Source organism: Acinetobacter sp. M5A5_2a, from assembly GCF_053345265.1.
This window is the reverse complement of the sequence record NZ_JBKEZV010000003.1, coordinates 132,847-152,903: the sequence shown is the minus strand read 5'-3', so window position 1 is coordinate 152,903 and position 20,057 is coordinate 132,847. Positions and strand designations below refer to the sequence as shown.

Genomic DNA, 20,057 nt, shown 5'->3' with positions numbered 1-20,057 from the left:
GAAATAAACCATGCAAGAACAATGGAAAACCAACGCAATTAATAGACAGTCTATTGTCTCATTTAGTGGGGGCAAAGACAGCTCACTTGCACTCTACCACGCAATGCAAACTGGTACGGTTAGTGGACTCATCGTCATGCTGGAAGAACAAAGCCAGCGCTCTCGTTCACATGCCATGCCACTTGATATTATTCAAGCTCAAGCTGAAGCAATCGGCCTACCAGTATTTATGGCTTCATCAAGTTGGAATGACTATGAAGCTAAATTTATTGAATTACTAACTCATGCAAAACAACAAGGTGCCGAGGTACTGGTTACAGGTGACCTTGATATGCCTGAACATGGGTGTTGGCATGATCGGATCACTCAACAAGTGGGACTCAAATTAGGCATGCCTCTTTGGCTACGTCCACATCGTGAGGTTGTTGAAGAGTTTATCAATCTTGGTTTCCGTAGTGTCATTGTGACAGTGAACTTAAAACTAGGCATGACAATTGAAGATTTAGGAAAAACTTTAACCTTAGAATATATCCAAGAACTTGAGAATCGTAGTATTGATCCATGTGGTGAAGGTGGTGAATTTCATACGACTGTGATTGATGGACCAATTTTTAACAAAGCAATTCCTGTAAGAAAGCTCGATATTGTTTATCATGAGGAATATGCTTTTTTACCACTTGAATTAGATCAAATTTAGTTTTTTGAAGGATGAGAAATGACTGAAAATATTCAATTACCAAATCAGGTTTTCCCTACTACCCACGGTGAAGTGAACTTGGCCGAGGTCGAAAATGAATGGTTAATCATTTATTTCTACCCAAAAGATTCAACCCCAGGGTGTACAACACAAGCAGTCGGTTTCTCTTGTTTAAAAGACCAATTTGAAGCTTTGGGTACACGCATTTTCGGTGTTTCACGCGACTCAGTAAAAGCCCATCAAAACTTTACTGAAAAACAAGCGCTCACGATTGACCTCATTAGCGACAAAGAAGAAGTACTTTGTAATCATTTTGATGTCATTAAAGAAAAAAACATGTATGGCAAAAAAGTTATGGGAATTGAACGCTCTACTTTCATTTTCCATAACAAAACCTTAGTTAAAAGCTACCGTAAAGTCAAAGCAGCAGGACATGCTGAACAAGTGCTTGAAGACCTAAAAGCCCTTCAATCGGTTTGATAAAGTTATGCAATAAAAAAAAGCGAGTATCGAACTCGCTTTTTTTTATTGCAAAGAATTGCTCAATAATTTTACTTTGGCGTATGATAAAAACATTAGAATAATTATTTTAAGGCGTTCACATGAGTCTACTCAAAAATTACTCTTTACTGCCTTTGACTCTTTTTATCTGTGCATGTAGTACAAATACATTACCCATGCCAACCGACACCACCCCCTCAATTGCTCAAATTCATAAAAATTCCAATGAAATAAGCTGTCAAGACTTACAAAATCCAGCTTATCAACAAGCCATACTTAATACAATTAACCAGATCCGCCAACAATCACGCCAGTGTGGTCAACAATTTTTCCCTGCTGCTAAACCGCTGAGTTGGAATAATAATTTATATAAAGGTGCACTTTCTCATAGTGAAGATATGGCAAAAAATAACTTTCTCGGACATGTGAGTTCAACAGGACTAGACTTAAAAGCACGTTTGAAACGCTATAATACTCTCGGTAAAGCCAATGGTGAAAATGTCGCTAGCGGCCAGAAAACTTTGAGTGAAGTTATGTCTAAATGGCTGCCGAGTCCTCTACATTGTAGTAATCTAATGAATCCCAAATTTACAACTTACGCAATCGCTTGTGCTTCCGATCAGTCTGCAAAACAAAAGAGCTATTGGACTCAACAATTTGGTACACGTTAAAAGGAAAAAATGATGCAATCAGGTTCAATCACCCCAATTTTAAGAATTTTTGATGTTGATTTAGCCCAATCATTTTATCTTGAATTCTTAGGTTTCCAACTTGATTGGCAACATCAATTTGAAGATAACTTTCCCTTATATCTACAAATTTCCAAAGATGATTGCGTGATTCATTTATCTGAGCATTTTGGAGATGCAAGCCCACATAGTGCAATCCGCATTTATTGGGAACCTATTTATGAGCTACATTGCGAATTGAGTCAAAAAGATTATAAATTCGCCAAACCTCAAGTTGAAAAAACAGATTGGGAAACACTTGAACTCAGTATCACCGATCCGTTTTCCAACCGAATTATCTTTTGGGCAGATGCTTAAGCTATATACTCTTATTCAAACTCATCTAGATTAGAGAGGTCGTCCTCTTCAAAGCGTTGCTGAAGTTGCTGATAGATACGTGTTTTTTGAAATTCATCCAAAAATTGAATAGTTCCTACAGGAAAAAATTCAGTTTGGATTTCACCACGATAATAAGCTTCACGCATTGGGGTAGCCGAAATAGAATCTTTTAAACTATCGAGTTCAACCATAATCCATTCAGGGAAAAGTTTTAAATAGTAAGAAGACTCATCTTTAAAATGTCCAATCAAACCTACTTTTGAGTTCGGTTCAATCACGCCATTCACTAAAGATTTGACTTGTTTCACCCATTTTTTATCATTATAAACATCAACCACATGCACAAATTTAATACGTTTTTGTTCATCTAATGAAAAATTAGATAAAATCATTTGCTCTCGTTCAATCGCAAGAAATGGATTTTTAATATTACGTTCCATTTGCGCAGAGCCTAATGCCAAAACCACATAGTGGCTTTGCTGTAAGGCAATTTCAATTGTCTGCATATGAGCCAAATGAAATGGTTGAAAGCGACCTATAAAAACGAGATAGTCAAATTTATACATAATTAGATTTTCACTTTTTATGAACTCATCAGTAACGCTCATTACAAAAAATATGCGCCATAATGAGAACCTAAAAATTAACAACGTGGTTTAAAGCAAGGATAGTACGATGACACTTAGCTGTATTCAACAACCTCATCAACATTTAAACGCAAATTTAGAAGGTGGCGTACTCACCTTAGCCATAAATCGCCCAGATGCAAAAAATGCATTGTACGGCGAACTTTATTTATGGATTGCCAAAGCACTGAATGAAGCCGATCTCAATAAAGAAGTTAGAGTAGTCGTTCTACGCGGTGTAGAACAAGATTTTACAGCTGGCAATGACATGAAAGATTTTATGGGTTTTGTACAAAATCCTAACATGGGTCCAGCCGGAGAAGTTCCACCATTCGTTTTACTTAAAGCCGCTGCCAAATTATCAAAACCACTTATCATTGCGGTAAAAGGCGTTGCAATTGGTATTGGCGTTACAATTTTATTGCATGCAGATCTGGTTTTTGCTGACAATACAGCCCTTTTCCAAATTCCATTTGTAAGCCTAGGTCTTTCTCCGGAAGGCGGAGCAAGCCAATTGTTAGTTCAACAAGCTGGCTACCATAAAGCAGCTGAGCTGCTATTTACTGCGAAAAAGTTTAATGCAGAAACTGCGGTGCAAGCAGGTTTAGTTAATGAAGTAGTTGAAGATGCTTATGTTTCAGCTCAACAAACTGCTCAACAATTAACGGCCTTGCCTCTTGCATCATTGAAACAAACCAAAGCACTCATGAAGCATAATTTAGAACAGATTATCGAATGTGTTGATCATGAAGCTGAAATCTTTATGCAACGTGTTCGCTCACCTGAAATGCTAGAGGCTGTTCAGGCATTTATGCAAAAACGTAAACCAGATTTCTCTCAGTTTAATTAAAATCAATTTCTATGATTTGAATAAACTCAAAGGCAGGCTCTTCATAAGGATGGCTTGCCTTTAATGCTTTCGCTACAGCCCTTGCTTTTTCTTCAAGCACAATTGTTTCAACACGCCACTCATCAACTTGTTCAAGTTCATCTAGCTGCCCAATATAGGGAGCAGCCCCTTTAACTGGCTTAAACTGCCCTATTCCTTTTACTTGCCATGCGCAGTGCTCATAATTACCGATACCACCTGCACCAGCAGAGAAAATGGCTTGTTTAGTTAATTCAAGATGTGACTCAGGCACGTAATAAATCAGCTTTAACATAACAAAAATGACTCAAGATTTTATGAGTTGGGCTGAAATCATACCCTTTTAAAAGTCCAACAAGTAAAATCAGTTCATCATTACTAAATAATTTACTCCAATAAATAATATTTGAATGGCAAGCGCTAAACCGAACCAGTGCCAGCCCTTATCTTTTTTATAAAACGTTTTTATATGATTTTCATTTTTCATCATTTTGATCTCCGATTTTTATCGTTGTTACAGAGAAAGCAAAAATTGAACCAACCTCGAACTAAGCATACGGGGATAAATAGCTCTATGTCTATAGTCTCGTAAGTTATCTAAAACGCTTAAAAGAACAGCACTCACCCGTATGCAACTCTTAGTCTGAAGAAAAGTTTAAAATTCAGTAATCTATCTTCATTTTTATAATTTTAAGCATCCGATTTCTTTAAATATCTATTCTCATATATTGTCATAGCAAAAGCTAAACCACACAGAATCACAAAACCCCAGGTCATTGGAATTAATGTACCGTTATATAACTGCCCAATGATAGAAGCAAGAATAAGTGACAATATAGAAGAAGCTGCACCAATAATAGCCGACGCCATTCCAGCAACATGCCCCATCGGCTCCATGGCAATCGCATTTAAATTACCAAAGAGGGTTCCAAACAATAAAAACAAAATACAGGCATAAAGCATAAACATCCAAAATGATACCGTTACACCCGCAAGTTGAATCAACAAGAAAATCAAAGAAATTAAGCACAGTCCAAGAAAGCCATAAATACAGATTGGACGCATGCCAAACTTCATGACAATTTTAGAGTTTGTAAATGATGCAATTCCCATTACACCTGCCAGTACAGCAAAATAAGCACTAAACTCTTGCCCTGTTTTGCCAAATTGCTGCATAAATATTTGCTGTGACGTACCTAAATAACCAATAAATCCACCAAAGCAAAAGCCTGCGCATAGTAAATAGCTCATGGTAGTTTTATTACTCACAACTTCTTTAAAGCCTTCCTTAAATGCTTTTATACGCATAGGTAAACGATTTTCGGGAAGTAAAGTCTCTTCTAGTCGTAAAGCGACCCATGCTCCCACAACTGTGGCATAGACCATATATAAAACAAAGATTTCACGCCAACCAAAGAAATGAATAATGAGTTGTCCTAAACTCGGTGCAATTGCTGGAGCCACCATAAACACCATCATAATTAAAGACATGATGCGAGCCATTTGAGCTCCGCTGTATTTATCTCTAACGATTGAAATAGAAGCAACGTAAGGCCCTGAAACACCAATACCTTGAATAAAGCGCCCGACTAAAAACCATTCAAAACTTTGTGTGTAAAAACACAATAAACTTCCCAGAAAATAAATAATAATTCCTGTGAATAAAATCCGTTTACGCCCGATTGCATCGGATAACGGTCCCGCAATCAGCTGCCCGATTGTCATTCCAGAAAAAATACCAATGATGACCCACTGCGACTGGTTATTATTTTTTAATTCAAAAATACGTCCAATCTCACCTAAAGCTGGTAAAACTGCATCAATAGAAAAAGAAACAATCGACATGAGTAATGCCATGAGCAAAGCAAACTCACGAAAATGGATTTTTGATTTCATTTTTCTTCTCCACTATTCTTAATATTCTAGTACACATAAATAAGCCACCTTACGGTGGCTTATTTCAATCTTTACATTAACCAATAAACTTACGCGCATTTCGGAACATACGCAACCATGCACCGTCTTCAGTCCACTCTTCTGGTTTCCAAGAATGCTGAAGCGCACGGAAAGTACGCTCAGGGTGTGGCATCATAATGGTTGCACGACCGTCTTTAGAAGTCACACCAGTAATCGCTTCAGGTGAACCATTCGGGTTCAATGGATAGTGCTGAGTTGGGTTACCAAGGCTGTCAACATAGCGTAATGCCACTTGGTTACCAGCATTTAAACCAGCAAGAGCACTTTCACTTGCAACAGCACGACCTTCACCATGTGCTACGGCAATCGGTAAAATCGAACCTTCCATACCATCAAGCAATACAGAAACAGATTTTTCAACACGAACGTTTACGCTACGAGCTTCAAAAACTTCTGACATATTGCGGTGGAAACGTGGCCAGTGTTCAGCACCTGGAATAAGTGGCGCTAATTGTGACAACATTTGGCAACCATTACAGATACCTAAGCTGAACGTTTCATCACGATGGAAGAATTGTTCAAACTGATCACGTAATTTAGCGTTGAACAATACTGATTTTGCCCAACCACCACCAGCACCCATTACGTCGCCGTAAGAGAAACCACCACAAGTCACTAAACCTTCAAAATCACTTAGGCTCACACGACCAGCAAGTAAATCACTCATGTGCACATCAACAGTATTGAAACCAACCTTATCAAAGGCTGCTGCCATTTCAATATGACCATTTACACCTTGTTCACGTAAGATTGCCATATTCGGGCGACGTGTGTTGATAAACGGCGCTTCAACAGGTTCATTCAAGTCGAATGTTGGTTTAGCAATCAAACCTTGATGTGCATTGTCAGTAATTAATGCAAATTCCTGATCAGCAGTTTCTACATTATCACGTAGACGTTGGATCTGATGAGATACCTCAGACCAAGCTTGTTGTAATTCAGCACGATCTAAAGTTAAACCGTTTACAGATAATTGATCTGTGTTGTTTACACGACCAACTACAGCAATTGCATCTTTCAAGCTAGAAGCAGCGATTTCTGCTTGTAAAGCTTCCCAATCAGTTGCTTTGATTTGAAGTACTGCACCAATTTCTTCTGCAAACAAACTTGCTTGAGTTTGGTCTTCTAATGCAACACCTAAACGCGCAGCAAACATCATTTCAGCTACAGAGGCTAATAAACCACCATCACCGATGTCATGGTAAGCCTGAATCAAGCCACGGTTGTTCCAGTCTTGGATTAAAGCAAAGAACGCTTTGAAATCATCAAAACTATCAACGTCAGGAGTGATTGAACCGATTGCTTTATATACTTGCGCAAGAATCGAACCACCTAAACGGAACTGACCTTTAGATAAATCAATACGTACAAGTACTGAATCTTCTAAATTTTTAAGTTCAGGTGTTAAGGTCTTACGAACATCTGTCACTGGAGCAAACGCAGTGATTACACCTGTCATTGGAGAAGTTACGGCTTTATCTTCACCGTCGTCATTCCAAGTTGTGCGCATTGAAAGTGAGTCTTTACCTACTGGAATCGCAATTCCTAAAGCAGGACACATTTCCATACCAATTGCTTTCACGCCTTCAAACAATGCTTGGTCTTCGCCTTTTTGACCAGCTGCAGCCATCCAGTTTGCAGAAAGTTTGATATCGCTAATTTGTTCAATGTTCGCACATGCAATATTGGTAATTGCTTCAGCAACTGCTAAACGAGCAGATGCCGCTGGATTTAACAATGCAACTGGTGGACGTTCGCCCATTGCCATTGCTTCACCAGTGAAACCTTGCAAACTTGTTGTTGTTACTGCTGCATCTGCAACAGGAACCTGCCAACGACCAACCATTTGGTCACGTGCAACCATACCTGTAATTGAACGGTCACCAATGGTAATCAAGAATGATTTAGACGCAACTGTAGGATTTTTCAATACGCGGAAAATCGCATCTTTCAAATCAACTTTTGAAGCATCGAACTCATCGCCACTACGTTCAATAGTTTCATAAGAACGTTGCATACGTGGTGTACCACCAAGCATTACTTGCATTGGGATATCAACAGCATCGTTTTGGAACAATGGATCTTCAACTGTTAAGTGACGTGCTTCAGTTGCTTCACCTAACACAGCGAATGGACAACGCTCACGGGCACAGATTGCTTCGAACTGATCCAAAGATTCTGGGCGAATTGCGAGAACATAACGTTCTTGTGCTTCATTTGACCAGATTTCCATTGGGCTCATGCCCGGCTCTAATGAAGGAATCTTACGAAGATTAAGTACCGCACCTAACTCATGATCATTCACAAGTTCAGGCATAGCATTTGATAGACCACCAGCACCAACGTCGTGTACAGAAACGATTGGGTTGAAGTCTTCTAAACGCCAGCAAGTATCAATCACTTCTTGACAACGGCGTTCCATTTCTGGGTTTTCACGTTGTACAGATGCGAAATCAAGGCTTTCACCCATTGTACCGCTATCTACTGAAGATGCAGCACCACCACCAAGACCGATCAACATTGCAGGGCCACCCAAGACAATGAGTAAATCACCTGGTTGAATCGCATCTTTTTCTACATGGTCTGGACGGATATTGCCGTAACCACCAGCGATCATGATTGGCTTATGGAAGCCTTTCACTTCACCATTTACATTCTGTTCGAAAGTACGGAAATAGCCATTTAACGCAGGACGGCCGAATTCATTGTTAAATGCCGCGCCACCTAATGGACCTTCAATCATGATTTGTAATGGCGATGCCATACGTGAAGGTTTACCGTAGTTTTCTTCCCAAGGTTGTTCAAAACCAGGAATGTTTAAGTTTGAAACTGTAAAACCTGTTAAACCAGCTTTTGGTTTACCACCACGACCTGTAGCACCTTCATCACGGATTTCACCGCCTGAACCAGTTGCAGCACCAGCAAATGGAGAAATTGCTGTTGGGTGGTTATGAGTTTCAACCTTCATTAAAATATGAGCAGCTTGGCTCTTATATTTATAAATAAAGTGACCATTTTCATCCGCTTTCGGATAAAAACGCATCGTGTCATAACCCACAATTACTGAAGCATTATCTTTATAAGCAGATAACACATCAGTTGGAGATTCTTTATAAGTATTTTTAATCATCTGGAACAATGATAATGGTTGTTTTTCACCATCAATTGTCCATTCAGATCCAAAGATTTTATGACGACAGTGCTCAGAGTTTGCCTGTGCAAACATCATCAACTCGATGTCATTTGGATTACGACCAAGCTTACCGAATGCTTCGGTTAAGTAATCAATTTCTTGTTCAGATAACGCAAAACCGAACTCATTATTCGCCTTAACCAAAGCTTCTTTGCCTTGACCCAAGATATCAATTGAATTTAATGGTTTTGGTGCCGTTTCTGAAAATAATGCTTTTGCATCATCAATTTGAGCAAAAACTGTTTCTGTCATACGGTCATGAAGTACTTGTTTAACTTCATTAGAAAGTTCAGAAACACCTTTTAACGTAAATAAAAGGCCACGTTCTAAACGATGCACTGGCGTATTACAGTTTTTGAAAATATCAGTTGCTTTAGAAGACCAAGGTGAAATAGTACCCACACGTGGTGTAACTAAAATCTGAATCTCATCACTTGCAGATTGACGAAGTTCAAAAGACTCACCGTCATTCAATAATTGCAAAGCAGATTGATGTTGCTGCTCGTTGAGCGCTTGATCAAACAAATAGACCCATTGGCTGTCAAAAGATTGAACAGAACTAATTGACGATAAACGTGTTAATAGTTGAGCTTTCTTAAAAGAAGAATGTGCTGCTGCACCGGCCACGATAAACATGTTGATTTTGGCTCCACGGGCAGGTCTTGTGAACCTTACCGCAATGTGACTTTAGAGAGAGCGCATATTCTACTGCTTCTTGCTAAAATCAGCTAGATGTAGAATCAGTATTCTGTAACCTAATTCTGCAAGAAGTGATTAGTTTTTTGTTCAAAATCATTTTTTTAGGCATTCTAGCTAAAAATAAATTGTTTCATGTTTGTTCAATAACATAATAAAACCTGAACTAAGACAAACTATGTCGCACCAAGCTAGTGCTTTTAACTTTTTTTTGGCATGATCAGGTTTTACAGTTTTGAATAATGATAAATGGAACAAATGCGTTGGTTAGAGCTGCTTTCTGCAGTTCGTTTAGGTAGTAAAAAAAGCAGTACAGAACTGGCTCGTAGCCCATTCCATAAAGATTATGACCGCATTATATTTTCTCAAAGTTTTCGTCAGCTAAACCGTAAGACGCAAGTTCACCCACTCGCACAGCATGATGGCATTCACACTCGCCTAACTCACTCACTTGAAGTTTCCTGTATTGGCCGCTCAATGGGTATGCTCGCAGCAGAAAAAATAAAAAATGAATTACCTGTCTGGATTTCTCCTGCCGATGTCGGTGCAATTATTCAAGCAGCCTGTCTGGCTCACGATATTGGTAACCCACCTTTTGGGCATGCAGGTGAATATGCAATTCGTGAGTGGTTCGATGATGCATCACATGATGATTTTTTGAAGAAACTAAGCCCCGAAGAAGAAGCCGATGTTCGCCAGTTTGAAGGTAATGCCCAAGGATTACGTTTATTAAGTCGCATTGACTATCATCCAAATGATGGAGGTATGCGTTTAACCTATGCAACCTTAGGTGCTTATTTAAAGTATCCATGGCTTTCAAAAACCATTGCTTCACAAGGTGATCGCCCTTCTCATCAACGAGCAAAGTTTGGTTGTTATCAATCTGAAAAAGAAATTTTAAAACAGATTGCTGAGCAGCTCGGACTTATTCAGTTAGGTGAATATCATTATTGCCGTCACCCACTGACTTACTTGTTAGAAGCTGCTGATGACATTTGCTATGCCTTAATTGACTTAGAAGATGGCATTATCTTAAATATGCTGAGTTACCAAGAAGTTGAACCAATTTTCTTAAACCTCATTGCCGATTATGGTCAGCCTGAAGAATTGTCACACCCAGACAGTACATGGCAACAAAAGATTTCAGCATTACGCGGTCGTGTAATGAAACGTCTAGTTGATGAAGTTACTACAGCTTTTGCTAAACATCATTATGAAATTATTACCGGTCAGCTTAAAGGCAACCTTTTACAATATTGCTCACCCGATATTGCAATTGGTATCGAAACAGCCAAAAATTTGGCACGTGATAAAATTTTTGAACATCCACAAAAATCGGGTTTAGAAATTATTGCGCATCAAAGTTTACAGACTATTTTGGATGCATTTGTACCTTTGACCACACCACATAAATCTTTAAGCTTTAAAGAACAACGTTTAATGTCTATCCTTAATCTGTATGGTGCTAACTTTAGCAATAACCACTACAGTAATATTATGCAAGTACTCGATATTATCAGTAAGTTCTCAGATCATCAGGCTTATAGCTTGGCTCAAGAGTTACAAGGTAATAAAATTGGCTTGTTTTAAGCTGGCTTGATATAGAAAGAAATAAAACCTGTGTCGTTTTCAATGAATGTTAGAACGACCAGATTTACAGTTATGAATAAGTGAAACTACTCTATGATCGGATGTTTAATTGGCGAAGTGTTTGCCCTAGAAGCCCCTACTGTCTTACTGAATGTAAATGGTGTGGGTTATGAAATTGATACGCCACTTTCAACATTTTGCCAATTACAAAAAGGCCAAAAAGTTACGTTATGGACACATTTGGTTGTCCGTGAAGATGCTCAACAGCTTTACGGTTTCAGTGATGCTCAAGAAAAAATAATTTTCCGCACTTTATTAAAAGTAAATGGTGTCGGCCCGAAAATGGCATTAGGGATTCTATCGACGTTAAGTGTTGAGTTACTTGTGCACACGATTGAACATGACGACATCAACACGTTAATAAAAGTCCCAGGCGTTGGCAAAAAAACAGCCGAGCGTTTAATGATTGAACTTCGTGACCGTTTCAAAACATTGGCTCAAGGAACTTCTTCTACGACTACCCTGTCTCAAATTCAGTTTGCTGCAAACTCACCTGTGGCAGAAGCAGAAGCGGCTTTGCAATCTTTAGGTTACAAGCCCCTTGAAGCACAAAAAGCTGTTGCTGCTGTTAAAGCCGATTACACCGAATCAGCCGATATTATTCGCGCTGCTCTAAAATCAATGATGAAGTAAAACACTTATGCAAGACCGTTTAATCAGTGGAGCAGAAAAACCAGAAGATCATTTTGATCGGGCGATTCGACCAACTTCACTTGCCGACTATATTGGGCAACCTGTAGTACGCGAACAAATGGAAATTTTCATTGGCGCTGCTCGCGGTCGTGGTGAAGCACTCGATCACACGCTGATTTTTGGTCCACCCGGCTTGGGTAAAACCACACTTGCCAACATTATTGCGCGTGAAATGGGCGGTAATCTTAAATCTACTTCGGGACCAGTTTTGGAGCGTGCGGGCGACTTAGCTGCAATGCTTACCAACCTTGAAGAAGGCGATGTATTGTTCATTGACGAAATTCACCGTCTTTCTCCAGTTATTGAAGAAATTCTTTACCCAGCGATGGAAGATTACCAACTGGATATCATGATTGGTGAAGGTCCTGCTGCTCGCTCAATCAAACTAGATTTACCACCTTTTACACTTGTCGCGGCTACAACACGCGCGGGCTTGCTTACCTCTCCTCTACGTGACCGTTTCGGTATTGTGCAACGTCTTGAGTTTTACTCTGTAGAAGACCTAACTCATATTGTGTCACGCTCTGCAAACTTAATGAATGTACCCATTACAGTTGAGGGTGCAGAAGAAGTTGCACGTCGTGCACGTGGAACACCTCGTATTGCCAATCGTCTATTACGTCGTGTGCGTGACTATGCACAAGTAAAAGGTACAGGTGAAGTGACCCATGACATGGCGCAACGTGCTCTTGATATGCTCAATGTTGATAAGGCAGGCTTAGACACCCTAGACCGACGTTATTTGAGCATGCTACTAGAGCGCTTTGATGGTGGTCCTGCTGGAGTTGAAGCTCTAGCAGCAGCAATGGCCGAAGATAGCGGTACTCTTGAAGACGTTCTTGAACCGTATTTAATTCAACAAGGTTATGTGATGCGTACTGCTCGAGGTCGTATTGCTACCAATCAATCTTATTTACAGTTTGGACTGACGCCACCTGAGCCTAAAAACTAGCCAAAGGAAGAGAATTTTCTCTTCCCTTTTTTAATTTAACTATTCTATTTAACTAAAATAATAATTGTCTTATCAATCAATTAGCGACTCGATACCTTTTAAGTCTTTCTTTATACCTTATTGATTTTTTAATATTTTTAAAAACTGAATTATAAGAAATCAAGATATTAAATCTTATGAACAATAATATTTTTAGGATAAGGACATGTATAAGAAAGCTGCTTTATTTTTGCCACTCGCCCTCATAAGTCAGCTAAGCCTAGCAGATTGGGTCAACGATGCTGCTCAACAAAATGAAAATCAGATTATTCAACTAAGACAAAACATTCACCAACATCCGGAACTGGGCAATATGGAGTTTAAAACATCTGCCCTTGTTCAAAAAGAATTGAAATCTTATGGCATTCAGGTCAAAACTGGTTATGCAAAAACTGGGGTCATCGGCATTTTAAAAGGCGACAAACCCGGCCCTATCATCGCACTTCGAGCGGATATGGATGCTCTGCCAATGGAAGAAAAAAGCGGTGTTCCCTTTGCAAGTAAACAAAAAGCAATTTATCAAGGCAAAGAAACTTATGTGATGCATGCTTGCGGACATGATGCACACACTGCAATGTTATTAGGCGCAGCAAAAATTCTGGCTGCTAATAAAGATAAAATATCGGGCACAATTGTTTTTGTTTTTCAACCTGCTGAAGAAGGTGGTGCAGATATAGATAACTTTACTCATGGTGATCAAATCGGTTCTAGAAAAATGATCGCAGACGGCGCATTTAAAGACTATAAGCCAGAAGCTATTTTTGGAATGCATGTCATGGCAGGCATGAAAAGTGGTCATCTTTACTATAAAGATGGGGCCATTTTAAATAGTGCAGATCACTTACGTATTCAGGTCAATGGCAAACAGGTCCATGGCTCTACTCCGTGGTTAGGCAAAGATCCAATTTATGCATCTGCACTGATGATTAATAATTTACAAAGTCTTATTAGCCGAAGAACAGATCTGACTGAAGGTATGGGCGTAATCAGTATCGGCAATATTCAAGGCGGCACTGCAGGAAATGTAATTCCTGAACAGGTCAATATGATCGGGACTATTCGCTCCAATAACGAGCAAATAAGAAATAATATCTTAAAAAGCTTACCGGTCATGATAGAGCATAATGCTCAAGCCAATGATGTAACTGCTAAAGTTGAAATTGCACCTTATGCACCAGTGACCATGAATGATAAAACCCTTACTCAACTTATTCAGCCAACTTTAGCCAAAGTTGCTGGAGATTCAAAATTACATGTTTTAGATCATAATGCGAGTGCAAGTGAAGATTTTGCATATTATGGCAAACTGATGCCTTCATTCTTTGTTTTCTTAGGAGCTACACCAGAAAATCAAGATTTAAGTCAGGCTGCACCGAATCACAATCCTTATTTTATTGTAGATGACAAGGCCTTAAAAACAGGAACCGAGTTACATGTAAGGTTCGTATTAGATTATCCGAATATATCAAAACAAGTTCAAACCACATGGAAACCGTCATAATTTAAAAGCATGCTAGCCATAAGATGTACTGTTTTTAGACTAGAAATACAGCAATCGCAATTGAAAGGTTGTGCCATAGGACTTAGTATGCAATCTGCTAAACTGCCCCGTATTTAAAGCATATACGTGGCTTCGAATAAAATTGATGTTTTATTCAGCAGTCATATTTTAAATGCAAAGCTCTATAGTGAACTAAAACGGAATCCTCTCATGGCGAATCATTTTGAATTCAACATTCGTGTTTATATTGAAGATACGGACGCAGGTGGTATTGTTTACCATGCCAACCACATTCGCTATATGGAACGTACCCGTACTGAATGGCTCCGTGCTTCTGGCGTTGATCATTACTGGCATCAAAAAGATTACAACTTTGTCGTACACAAAATTGACGTAAAATACATGCGTCCTATTTTAATGGATGATTTAATTACTGTTACAGCACGTGTAGTTTCATGTAAAGCTGCGTCATTTGTGTTGCAACAAAATATTTATCGTGGTGAAATCTTGCTTGCTTCTGGCGAGGTTGAGTTGGCATGTTTAAGCAAAGAACTGATAGCTCGTCGTCTTCCAGAAGAAATACGTGATCTTATTCGTAAAGAATTGGAACAAGACTAAAAAAACAACCGGCATATGTAACTATGGCAACAAACATTGAATCAACCCTGCATATTTCTGACCTTATTTTACAGGCAAGTCCAGTCGTTCAGTTGGTCATGCTAATTTTATTATTAGCATCAATCTTTAGTTGGTATCTGATTGCCAAGTTACATATGAGTTATAAAAAAGCACATCAAGAAGATGAACATTTCCAGAAAATGTTCTGGTCTGGTGCTGAACTCAATACGCTTTACAACAATGCTCAACTCAACTCAAAACGCTCAGGTCTTGAAGATATTTTTTATCAAGGATTGAGTGAATTTTTTAAACTTAAAAAACGTCAGGCTCCTGTTTCACAAACGATCGAAGGAACTGAACGTATTTTACGTGTAGGTTTGAGTCGTGATCAGAGCCACCTAGAATATGGCTTAGGTAGTTTAGCAAGTATCGGTTCTGTAGCTCCTTATATCGGTCTATTCGGTACTGTTTGGGGCATTATGAATGCCTTTATCGGTTTAGCCGCTGTTGATCAAGTTACTCTTGCAACTGTTGCACCGGGTATTGCCGAAGCACTTATTGCAACTGCAATTGGTTTATTCGCTGCAATTCCTGCTGTATTGGCTTTTAACCATTTCACATCTAAAAGCGAAAGTGTTTACTCTGATCGTGCTTTATTTGCTGAAGAGATGATTGCTTTATTGCAACGTCAGTCTGTGGGTTCATCACAGGAAGATGCATAATGGCAATTCAGCGTTCAGGGCGCTTTGAGCGCATAAAAAAACCACTAAAAAGTGATATGAACGTCGTACCTTATATTGACGTTATGCTCGTACTTTTGGTTATTTTCATGGTGACTGCTCCCATGATTACCAGTGGTATTAAAGTCGATTTACCTCAAGCAAATAATCATCCAATCGAATCAAAAGATATGCCAGCTATGGTAACGATTGGTAAAGATGGCAATATTTATCTTCAGTATGAAGATTACAAAGATAGTGAGCCATTATCTCGTGAAAAACTTGAAGAAGTTTTAAGCGATGCTCAAAAACAAGCTGAACAAGAAAATAAACAACTCACAGTTTTAGTCAATGGTGATAAGTCTCGTCCTTATGGAGAGGTCGTATCACTGATGGCAAGTTTACAAGAAGCAGGTTTAACTCAAGTTGGCCTTCTGACAGAGCCTTTAAAATAAGCTATGAATAAAAATCAAAAGCCACACTTTAAACAAAATGCGATTGCATTGAGCTTTACAATTGGAGTTCATGCAATTGCCATTGTTGGCTTGCTTTTTTTAGGCTTGAGTAAACCACCTGAACAGCCAAAAAAGCTAACAACTATTTTAGTTAAGCCAGAAGATTTACCCCCGCCTTTAGCGAAAGAAATTGAACAAGAGACAACTGCTACAAATGAAGCAAAAGAGGTGTTAAGCCCGATTGTAGATGAAACTCTTCCTCAAAATCTTCCAGCAGTGCCCCCTCCTCCGACTGCACAGCAGCTCGCTGCTGAAAAGAAAAAAGCTGAACAGGCACAACAAGCAAAATTAGCTGAACAAAAACGCAAGGCTGAAGAAGCGGCGAAAGCTAAACAAGCAACAGAGCAGCAACGTGTAGAGGAAGCACAAAAGCAGCAGGCTGAAGCTAAACGTCAAACTGAAGCTAAAGCAAGAGCGGAAAGTGAACAAAAACGTAAAGCCGAACAAAGTGCGAAAGCTGAAGCAGATGCTAAGGCTAGACAAAAAGTTGCTGAAGAGGCTAAGCGTAAAGCTGAGACCGATGCAAAGCTGAAACGTGAGGCTCAAAAGTCTGAAAACGCTAAACTTTTAGCACAGCAAGAAGCTAAGCGTAAAGCTGACGCCGATGCAAAAGCTAAACAGCAAAAAGCCAATGACGACGCTAAGCGTAAAGCTGAGGCAGATGCTAAAGCTAAACAGCAAAAAGCTAATGACGATGCTAAACGTAAAGCCGACGCCGATGCGAAAGCTAAGCAACAAAAAGCTAATGACGATGCTAAACGTAAAGCTGACGCCGATGCAAAAGCTAAGCAACAAAAAGCTAATGAAGACGCTAAGCGCAAAGCTGACGCCGATGCAAAAGCTAAGCAACAAAAAGCAAATGAAGATGCCAAACGTAAAGCTGATGCCGATGCAAAAGCCAAACAACAAAAAGCAAATGAAGATGCTAAACGTAAAGCTGACGCCGATGCAAAAGCTAAACAGCAAAAAGCCAATGACGAAGCTAAACGCAAAGCCGAAGCCGATGCAAAAGCCAAACAACAAAAAGCTGCTGACGATGCTAAACGTAAAGCTGAAGCAGAGGCTGAAGCAAAAGCTGCATCTGCTCAAAAAGCACAAGAAGACGCAGCTCAAAAGAAAGCTGAAGCTAAAAAAGTTGCTTCTTCAGCTAGACGTGATTTTGAGCAAAAAATTCGACGCTCTTGGGATGTCCCGACAGGCAGTAGTGGTAAAACAGTAGGTGTTCGTTTTACCCTCTCAGATTCGGGAAGTGTCAATTCAATTGTAATCACGCGTTCAAGCGGAGATGATGCTTTAGATGCAAGTATTAAGGCCGCAATTCAAGCCTCTGCGCCATATCCTATGCCATCAGACCCAGATGCAAGGCGCGAAGCAAGAAGTGTTACCTCTACATTTAGAGCGCAATAATTTTGAAAGAGTTACATGCTTTAAATAGTTTAAGGCATGTAACTATGCTACAAAATCAACAGTCACAAAAATACCAGCTATGACTTTAAACTTATGAATACGAGCCGCAAACACCTGCTATCTTTAGCATTGATCACCGCTTTAAGCCCTCTTGCTTCTACAACTGCTTTTGCCCAGTTATATCTGGAAATTGCTAAAGCACCAGATCAAGCACCTAAAATTGCTATTGTCCCGTTTAATAATGACAATGGGCTCTCTCCTATTGTTGAAACTGACTTAAACCGTTCTGGACGCTTTACAAGCTCATCTAAAAATTTACCTGCTAATGCTGCAATCAATCAGATTCAAGCTTCTGACTGGCAAGCTGCCGGAATTCCATATGTAGTTACTGGCCAAATTAAACAAACAGCTACAGGTTTTGAAGTTCATTACCAACTTTATGATGTACAAAAGCAGCAATACATTTTAAATGAACTTTTAAATGTACCAGCTTCACGCATACGTCAAGCTGGCCATATGGTAAGTGATGCTATTTATCAGGCACTTACAGGCATTCCGGGTGATTTTAGTGGCCGTATTGCTTATGTTCTCAGAAATCCTGCAACTCCTGCTGAACGTTATACTTTACAAATTGCAGATACGGATGGTGAACAACCAAAAACTGTTTTGTCATCTCGTGATCCAATTCTTTCACCAGCATGGACACCAGATGCTAAGAAAATTGCTTATGTTTCATTTGAAACCAAACGTCCAGCAATTTATTTGCAAGATTTATCTACAGGGACGCGTGAAGTACTCACAAGCTTTAAAGGCCTAAATGGCGCACCGAGTTTTTCACCTGATGGCCAATCAATGCTATTTACAGCATCTATGAATGGTAACCCTGAAATCTATCAAATGGATTTATCAACTCGCCAAGTCAAACGTATGACAAATGACTCGGCAATTGATACCGAAGCACGTTATACACCAGATGGAAAATCGTTTATTTTTACTTCTGACCGTGGTGGTTCTGCCCAAATCTATCGTTATACCTTTGCTGATGGCTCAGTAAAACGTCTAACGTTTAAAGGTTCATTTAATGCACGTGGAACTTTGAGCGCGGATGGCAAAAAGATTGCTCTTGTTCATCGCCCAAGTGGCAGCAGTTATAAAGTTGCAATTCAGGACATTAATACTGGCATAACCAATATTCTCACTCCAACCAGTTTAGATGAGTCACCAAGTTTCTCACCAAATGGGCAAATGGTGGTCTACGCAACTCGTGAAGGCAGCCGTGGCTTGTTGTCTATTATGTCTACTGATGGACGTTTCCGTATGAATTTACCAAGTGAACAAGGTGAAGTACGTGAACCGGCATGGGCACCAAAATAACTTTTAATTCCATTGATGGAGACGATCATGAAATCAATCAAATATTTAGCTTTACCCTTTCTTAGCGTAGCACTTGTGATGACAGGTTGTGCTAGCCGCAAACCGGCAGCGACTACAACAACTGGTACAAATCCAAGTACGGTAAACACTTCTGGTTTAAGTGAAGATGCAGCATTAAATGCTCAAAATTTGGCAGGTGCTTCATCGAAAGGTGTAACTGAGGCAAATAAAGCTGCTTTGGCTAAACGCGTTGTTCATTTTGATTATGACAGCAGTGACTTATCTACTGAAGACTATCAAACTCTCCAAGCTCACGCACAATTTCTTATGGCAAATGCAAATTCAAAAGTTGCTTTAACTGGTCATACAGATGAACGTGGTACACGTGAGTACAATATGGCTTTAGGTGAGCGTCGTGCTAAAGCTGTGCAAAGTTACTTAATTACCAATGGCGTAAACCCACAGCAACTTGAAGCTGTAAGTTATGGTAAAGAAGCTCCTGTTAATGCAGGACATGATGAATCTGCGTGGAAAGAAAATCGCCGCGTTGAAATTAATTACGAAGCAGTACCTCCTTTATTAAAATAAAGAATACGCATAAAAAAACGCTCATATTTTTATGAGCGTTTTTTTATAACAACAAAACTTAAGAAGATTTCTTTTCTTCTTCAGAATGTTGCATCGATTCAATCAAATCATGCTTATTAAAATCTTTATATTCAGGTTTTGCCTCATAATCTTTCCAAGCATCCTGAACATTCTCTTTCGAAATTTCATCTAGATTGATTGGTTCACCTGCCGTTGGGGTCGCATCAAACTTCTTTGTTGTCATTTCGATTCTCCTAAAATATACAGTCCGTTGTTATATAATCAACATACCACTTAAAATGGGGGTTGTAAGCATAAATCCAACACAAATAAAGTAAGATAATTTTTATTTTGTGACATTCTCATCTAGAATATG

General features: G+C 39.3%; 21 protein-coding genes. 15 read left to right on the top strand and 6 right to left on the bottom strand.

Going from position 1 to position 20,057, the window contains the following annotated elements; translation table 11 throughout:
• Positions 1–10 precede the first annotated feature (10 nt).
• From ACLBWE_RS05265 to ACLBWE_RS05250, 4 genes are all read left to right on the top strand, one after another.
• The gene (locus tag ACLBWE_RS05265; protein ID WP_447601592.1) at positions 11–697 is read left to right on the top strand and encodes a Dph6-related ATP pyrophosphatase; all 687 of its coding nucleotides are present in this window, start codon (positions 11–13) and stop codon (positions 695–697) included.
• Positions 698–715: 18 nt separating this feature from the next.
• The gene (locus ACLBWE_RS05260; RefSeq protein ID WP_447601590.1) at positions 716–1,177 is read left to right on the top strand and encodes a peroxiredoxin; all 462 of its coding nucleotides are present in this window, start codon (positions 716–718) and stop codon (positions 1,175–1,177) included.
• A gap of 122 nt (positions 1,178–1,299) precedes the next feature.
• Positions 1,300–1,869 (top strand): CAP domain-containing protein, encoded by a 570-nt coding sequence (locus ACLBWE_RS05255; protein WP_447601588.1) that lies wholly within the window; start codon positions 1,300–1,302, stop codon positions 1,867–1,869.
• A gap of 12 nt (positions 1,870–1,881) precedes the next feature.
• On the top strand, positions 1,882–2,244 hold the full coding sequence (locus tag ACLBWE_RS05250) for a glyoxalase superfamily protein (RefSeq protein WP_447601896.1): 363 nt from the start codon (positions 1,882–1,884) through the stop codon (positions 2,242–2,244).
• A gap of 11 nt (positions 2,245–2,255) precedes the next feature.
• Here ACLBWE_RS05250 and ACLBWE_RS05245 read toward each other — a convergent pair whose 3' ends face one another.
• Positions 2,256–2,831 carry a nicotinate-nicotinamide nucleotide adenylyltransferase gene (locus tag ACLBWE_RS05245; protein WP_198495310.1) on the bottom strand — a complete coding sequence of 192 codons (576 nt, stop codon included), beginning with the start codon at positions 2,829–2,831 and terminating at the stop codon, positions 2,256–2,258.
• Between the two features lie 109 nt (positions 2,832–2,940).
• On the opposite strand from ACLBWE_RS05245, the gene ACLBWE_RS05240 reads away from it, so the two are divergent.
• Positions 2,941–3,741 carry an enoyl-CoA hydratase-related protein gene (locus ACLBWE_RS05240; protein WP_424614979.1) on the top strand — a complete coding sequence of 267 codons (801 nt, stop codon included), beginning with the start codon at positions 2,941–2,943 and terminating at the stop codon, positions 3,739–3,741.
• Here the strand turns inward: ACLBWE_RS05240 and ACLBWE_RS05235 are convergent.
• The 4 genes from ACLBWE_RS05235 to purL form a co-directional block, all read right to left on the bottom strand.
• Positions 3,734–4,054 carry an NGG1p interacting factor NIF3 gene (locus tag ACLBWE_RS05235; protein ID WP_198495308.1) on the bottom strand — a complete coding sequence of 107 codons (321 nt, stop codon included), beginning with the start codon at positions 4,052–4,054 and terminating at the stop codon, positions 3,734–3,736. The genes ACLBWE_RS05240 and ACLBWE_RS05235 overlap by 8 nt on opposite strands.
• Positions 4,055–4,123: 69 nt before the next feature.
• Positions 4,124–4,249 carry a KGW motif small protein gene (locus ACLBWE_RS05230; RefSeq protein ID WP_005038867.1) on the bottom strand — a complete coding sequence of 42 codons (126 nt, stop codon included), beginning with the start codon at positions 4,247–4,249 and terminating at the stop codon, positions 4,124–4,126.
• A gap of 200 nt (positions 4,250–4,449) precedes the next feature.
• Positions 4,450–5,655 carry a multidrug effflux MFS transporter gene (locus tag ACLBWE_RS05225; RefSeq protein ID WP_447601584.1) on the bottom strand — a complete coding sequence of 402 codons (1,206 nt, stop codon included), beginning with the start codon at positions 5,653–5,655 and terminating at the stop codon, positions 4,450–4,452.
• Between the two features lie 76 nt (positions 5,656–5,731).
• Positions 5,732–9,565: a phosphoribosylformylglycinamidine synthase gene (purL, locus tag ACLBWE_RS05220; protein WP_447601582.1), complete on the bottom strand. Its 3,834-nt coding sequence runs from the start codon at positions 9,563–9,565 to the stop codon at positions 5,732–5,734.
• A gap of 309 nt (positions 9,566–9,874) precedes the next feature.
• On the opposite strand from purL, the gene ACLBWE_RS05215 reads away from it, so the two are divergent.
• The 10 genes from ACLBWE_RS05215 (at position 9,875) to pal (ending at position 19,681) form a co-directional block, all read left to right on the top strand.
• Positions 9,875–11,215: a deoxyguanosinetriphosphate triphosphohydrolase gene (locus ACLBWE_RS05215; RefSeq protein ID WP_003650236.1), complete on the top strand. Its 1,341-nt coding sequence runs from the start codon at positions 9,875–9,877 to the stop codon at positions 11,213–11,215.
• A 93-nt stretch (positions 11,216–11,308) separates the two neighbouring features.
• Positions 11,309–11,908: a Holliday junction branch migration protein RuvA gene (gene ruvA, locus ACLBWE_RS05210; RefSeq protein ID WP_003650235.1), complete on the top strand. Its 600-nt coding sequence runs from the start codon at positions 11,309–11,311 to the stop codon at positions 11,906–11,908.
• A 7-nt stretch (positions 11,909–11,915) separates the two neighbouring features.
• The gene (gene ruvB, locus ACLBWE_RS05205; protein WP_004643694.1) at positions 11,916–12,920 is read left to right on the top strand and encodes a Holliday junction branch migration DNA helicase RuvB; all 1,005 of its coding nucleotides are present in this window, start codon (positions 11,916–11,918) and stop codon (positions 12,918–12,920) included.
• A 205-nt stretch (positions 12,921–13,125) separates the two neighbouring features.
• Positions 13,126–14,460 (top strand): M20 family metallopeptidase, encoded by a 1,335-nt coding sequence (locus ACLBWE_RS05200; RefSeq protein ID WP_447601579.1) that lies wholly within the window; start codon positions 13,126–13,128, stop codon positions 14,458–14,460.
• 210 nt (positions 14,461–14,670) lie between these two features.
• Positions 14,671–15,078, top strand: coding sequence for a tol-pal system-associated acyl-CoA thioesterase (ybgC, locus tag ACLBWE_RS05195; protein WP_004643695.1), 408 nt, complete (start codon positions 14,671–14,673; stop codon positions 15,076–15,078).
• A gap of 23 nt (positions 15,079–15,101) precedes the next feature.
• The gene (tolQ, locus tag ACLBWE_RS05190; protein WP_003650232.1) at positions 15,102–15,800 is read left to right on the top strand and encodes a protein TolQ; all 699 of its coding nucleotides are present in this window, start codon (positions 15,102–15,104) and stop codon (positions 15,798–15,800) included.
• Entirely contained in the window at positions 15,800–16,252 is a 453-nt protein-coding gene (gene tolR / locus ACLBWE_RS05185; RefSeq protein WP_003650231.1) for a protein TolR, read from the top strand. The genes tolQ and tolR overlap by 1 nt, the downstream gene beginning before the upstream one ends.
• Before the next feature lie 3 nt (positions 16,253–16,255).
• Positions 16,256–17,719: a cell envelope integrity protein TolA gene (gene tolA / locus ACLBWE_RS05180; protein WP_447601576.1), complete on the top strand. Its 1,464-nt coding sequence runs from the start codon at positions 16,256–16,258 to the stop codon at positions 17,717–17,719.
• 93 nt (positions 17,720–17,812) lie between these two features.
• On the top strand, positions 17,813–19,093 hold the full coding sequence (gene tolB / locus ACLBWE_RS05175) for a Tol-Pal system beta propeller repeat protein TolB (RefSeq protein WP_042898545.1): 1,281 nt from the start codon (positions 17,813–17,815) through the stop codon (positions 19,091–19,093).
• A gap of 27 nt (positions 19,094–19,120) precedes the next feature.
• Positions 19,121–19,681, top strand: coding sequence for a peptidoglycan-associated lipoprotein Pal (gene pal, locus ACLBWE_RS05170; protein ID WP_009393712.1), 561 nt, complete (start codon positions 19,121–19,123; stop codon positions 19,679–19,681).
• Positions 19,682–19,739: 58 nt separating this feature from the next.
• Here pal and ACLBWE_RS05165 read toward each other — a convergent pair whose 3' ends face one another.
• On the bottom strand, positions 19,740–19,925 hold the full coding sequence (locus tag ACLBWE_RS05165) for an NF038105 family protein (RefSeq protein ID WP_003650227.1): 186 nt from the start codon (positions 19,923–19,925) through the stop codon (positions 19,740–19,742).
• Positions 19,926–20,057 lie beyond the last annotated feature (132 nt).

Bases quoted from the DNA above. Each gene is read 5' to 3' on its own strand.
- ACLBWE_RS05245 (WP_198495310.1), bottom strand. From the start codon at position 2,831: ATGTATAAATTTGACTATCTCGTTTTTATAGGTCGCTTTCAACCATTT.
- ACLBWE_RS05200 (WP_447601579.1), top strand. From the start codon at position 13,126: ATGTATAAGAAAGCTGCTTTATTTTTGCCACTCGCCCTCATAAGTCAG.
- ruvB (WP_004643694.1), top strand. From the start codon at position 11,916: ATGCAAGACCGTTTAATCAGTGGAGCAGAAAAACCAGAAGATCATTTT.
- ACLBWE_RS05265 (WP_447601592.1), top strand. From the start codon at position 11: ATGCAAGAACAATGGAAAACCAACGCAATTAATAGACAGTCTATTGTC.
- tolR (WP_003650231.1), top strand. From the start codon at position 15,800: ATGGCAATTCAGCGTTCAGGGCGCTTTGAGCGCATAAAAAAACCACTA.
- tolA (WP_447601576.1), top strand. From the start codon at position 16,256: ATGAATAAAAATCAAAAGCCACACTTTAAACAAAATGCGATTGCATTG.
- ACLBWE_RS05260 (WP_447601590.1), top strand. From the start codon at position 716: ATGACTGAAAATATTCAATTACCAAATCAGGTTTTCCCTACTACCCAC.
- ACLBWE_RS05225 (WP_447601584.1), bottom strand. From the start codon at position 5,655: ATGAAATCAAAAATCCATTTTCGTGAGTTTGCTTTGCTCATGGCATTA.
- ACLBWE_RS05215 (WP_003650236.1), top strand. From the start codon at position 9,875: ATGGAACAAATGCGTTGGTTAGAGCTGCTTTCTGCAGTTCGTTTAGGT.
- ruvA (WP_003650235.1), top strand. From the start codon at position 11,309: ATGATCGGATGTTTAATTGGCGAAGTGTTTGCCCTAGAAGCCCCTACT.
- ACLBWE_RS05240 (WP_424614979.1), top strand. From the start codon at position 2,941: ATGACACTTAGCTGTATTCAACAACCTCATCAACATTTAAACGCAAAT.
- purL (WP_447601582.1), bottom strand. From the start codon at position 9,565: ATGTTTATCGTGGCCGGTGCAGCAGCACATTCTTCTTTTAAGAAAGCT.
- ACLBWE_RS05255 (WP_447601588.1), top strand. From the start codon at position 1,300: ATGAGTCTACTCAAAAATTACTCTTTACTGCCTTTGACTCTTTTTATC.
- ybgC (WP_004643695.1), top strand. From the start codon at position 14,671: ATGGCGAATCATTTTGAATTCAACATTCGTGTTTATATTGAAGATACG.
- ACLBWE_RS05250 (WP_447601896.1), top strand. From the start codon at position 1,882: ATGCAATCAGGTTCAATCACCCCAATTTTAAGAATTTTTGATGTTGAT.
- tolQ (WP_003650232.1), top strand. From the start codon at position 15,102: ATGGCAACAAACATTGAATCAACCCTGCATATTTCTGACCTTATTTTA.
- tolB (WP_042898545.1), top strand. From the start codon at position 17,813: ATGAATACGAGCCGCAAACACCTGCTATCTTTAGCATTGATCACCGCT.
- pal (WP_009393712.1), top strand. From the start codon at position 19,121: ATGAAATCAATCAAATATTTAGCTTTACCCTTTCTTAGCGTAGCACTT.
- ACLBWE_RS05235 (WP_198495308.1), bottom strand. From the start codon at position 4,054: ATGTTAAAGCTGATTTATTACGTGCCTGAGTCACATCTTGAATTAACT.
- ACLBWE_RS05230 (WP_005038867.1), bottom strand. From the start codon at position 4,249: ATGATGAAAAATGAAAATCATATAAAAACGTTTTATAAAAAAGATAAG.
- ACLBWE_RS05165 (WP_003650227.1), bottom strand. From the start codon at position 19,925: ATGACAACAAAGAAGTTTGATGCGACCCCAACGGCAGGTGAACCAATC.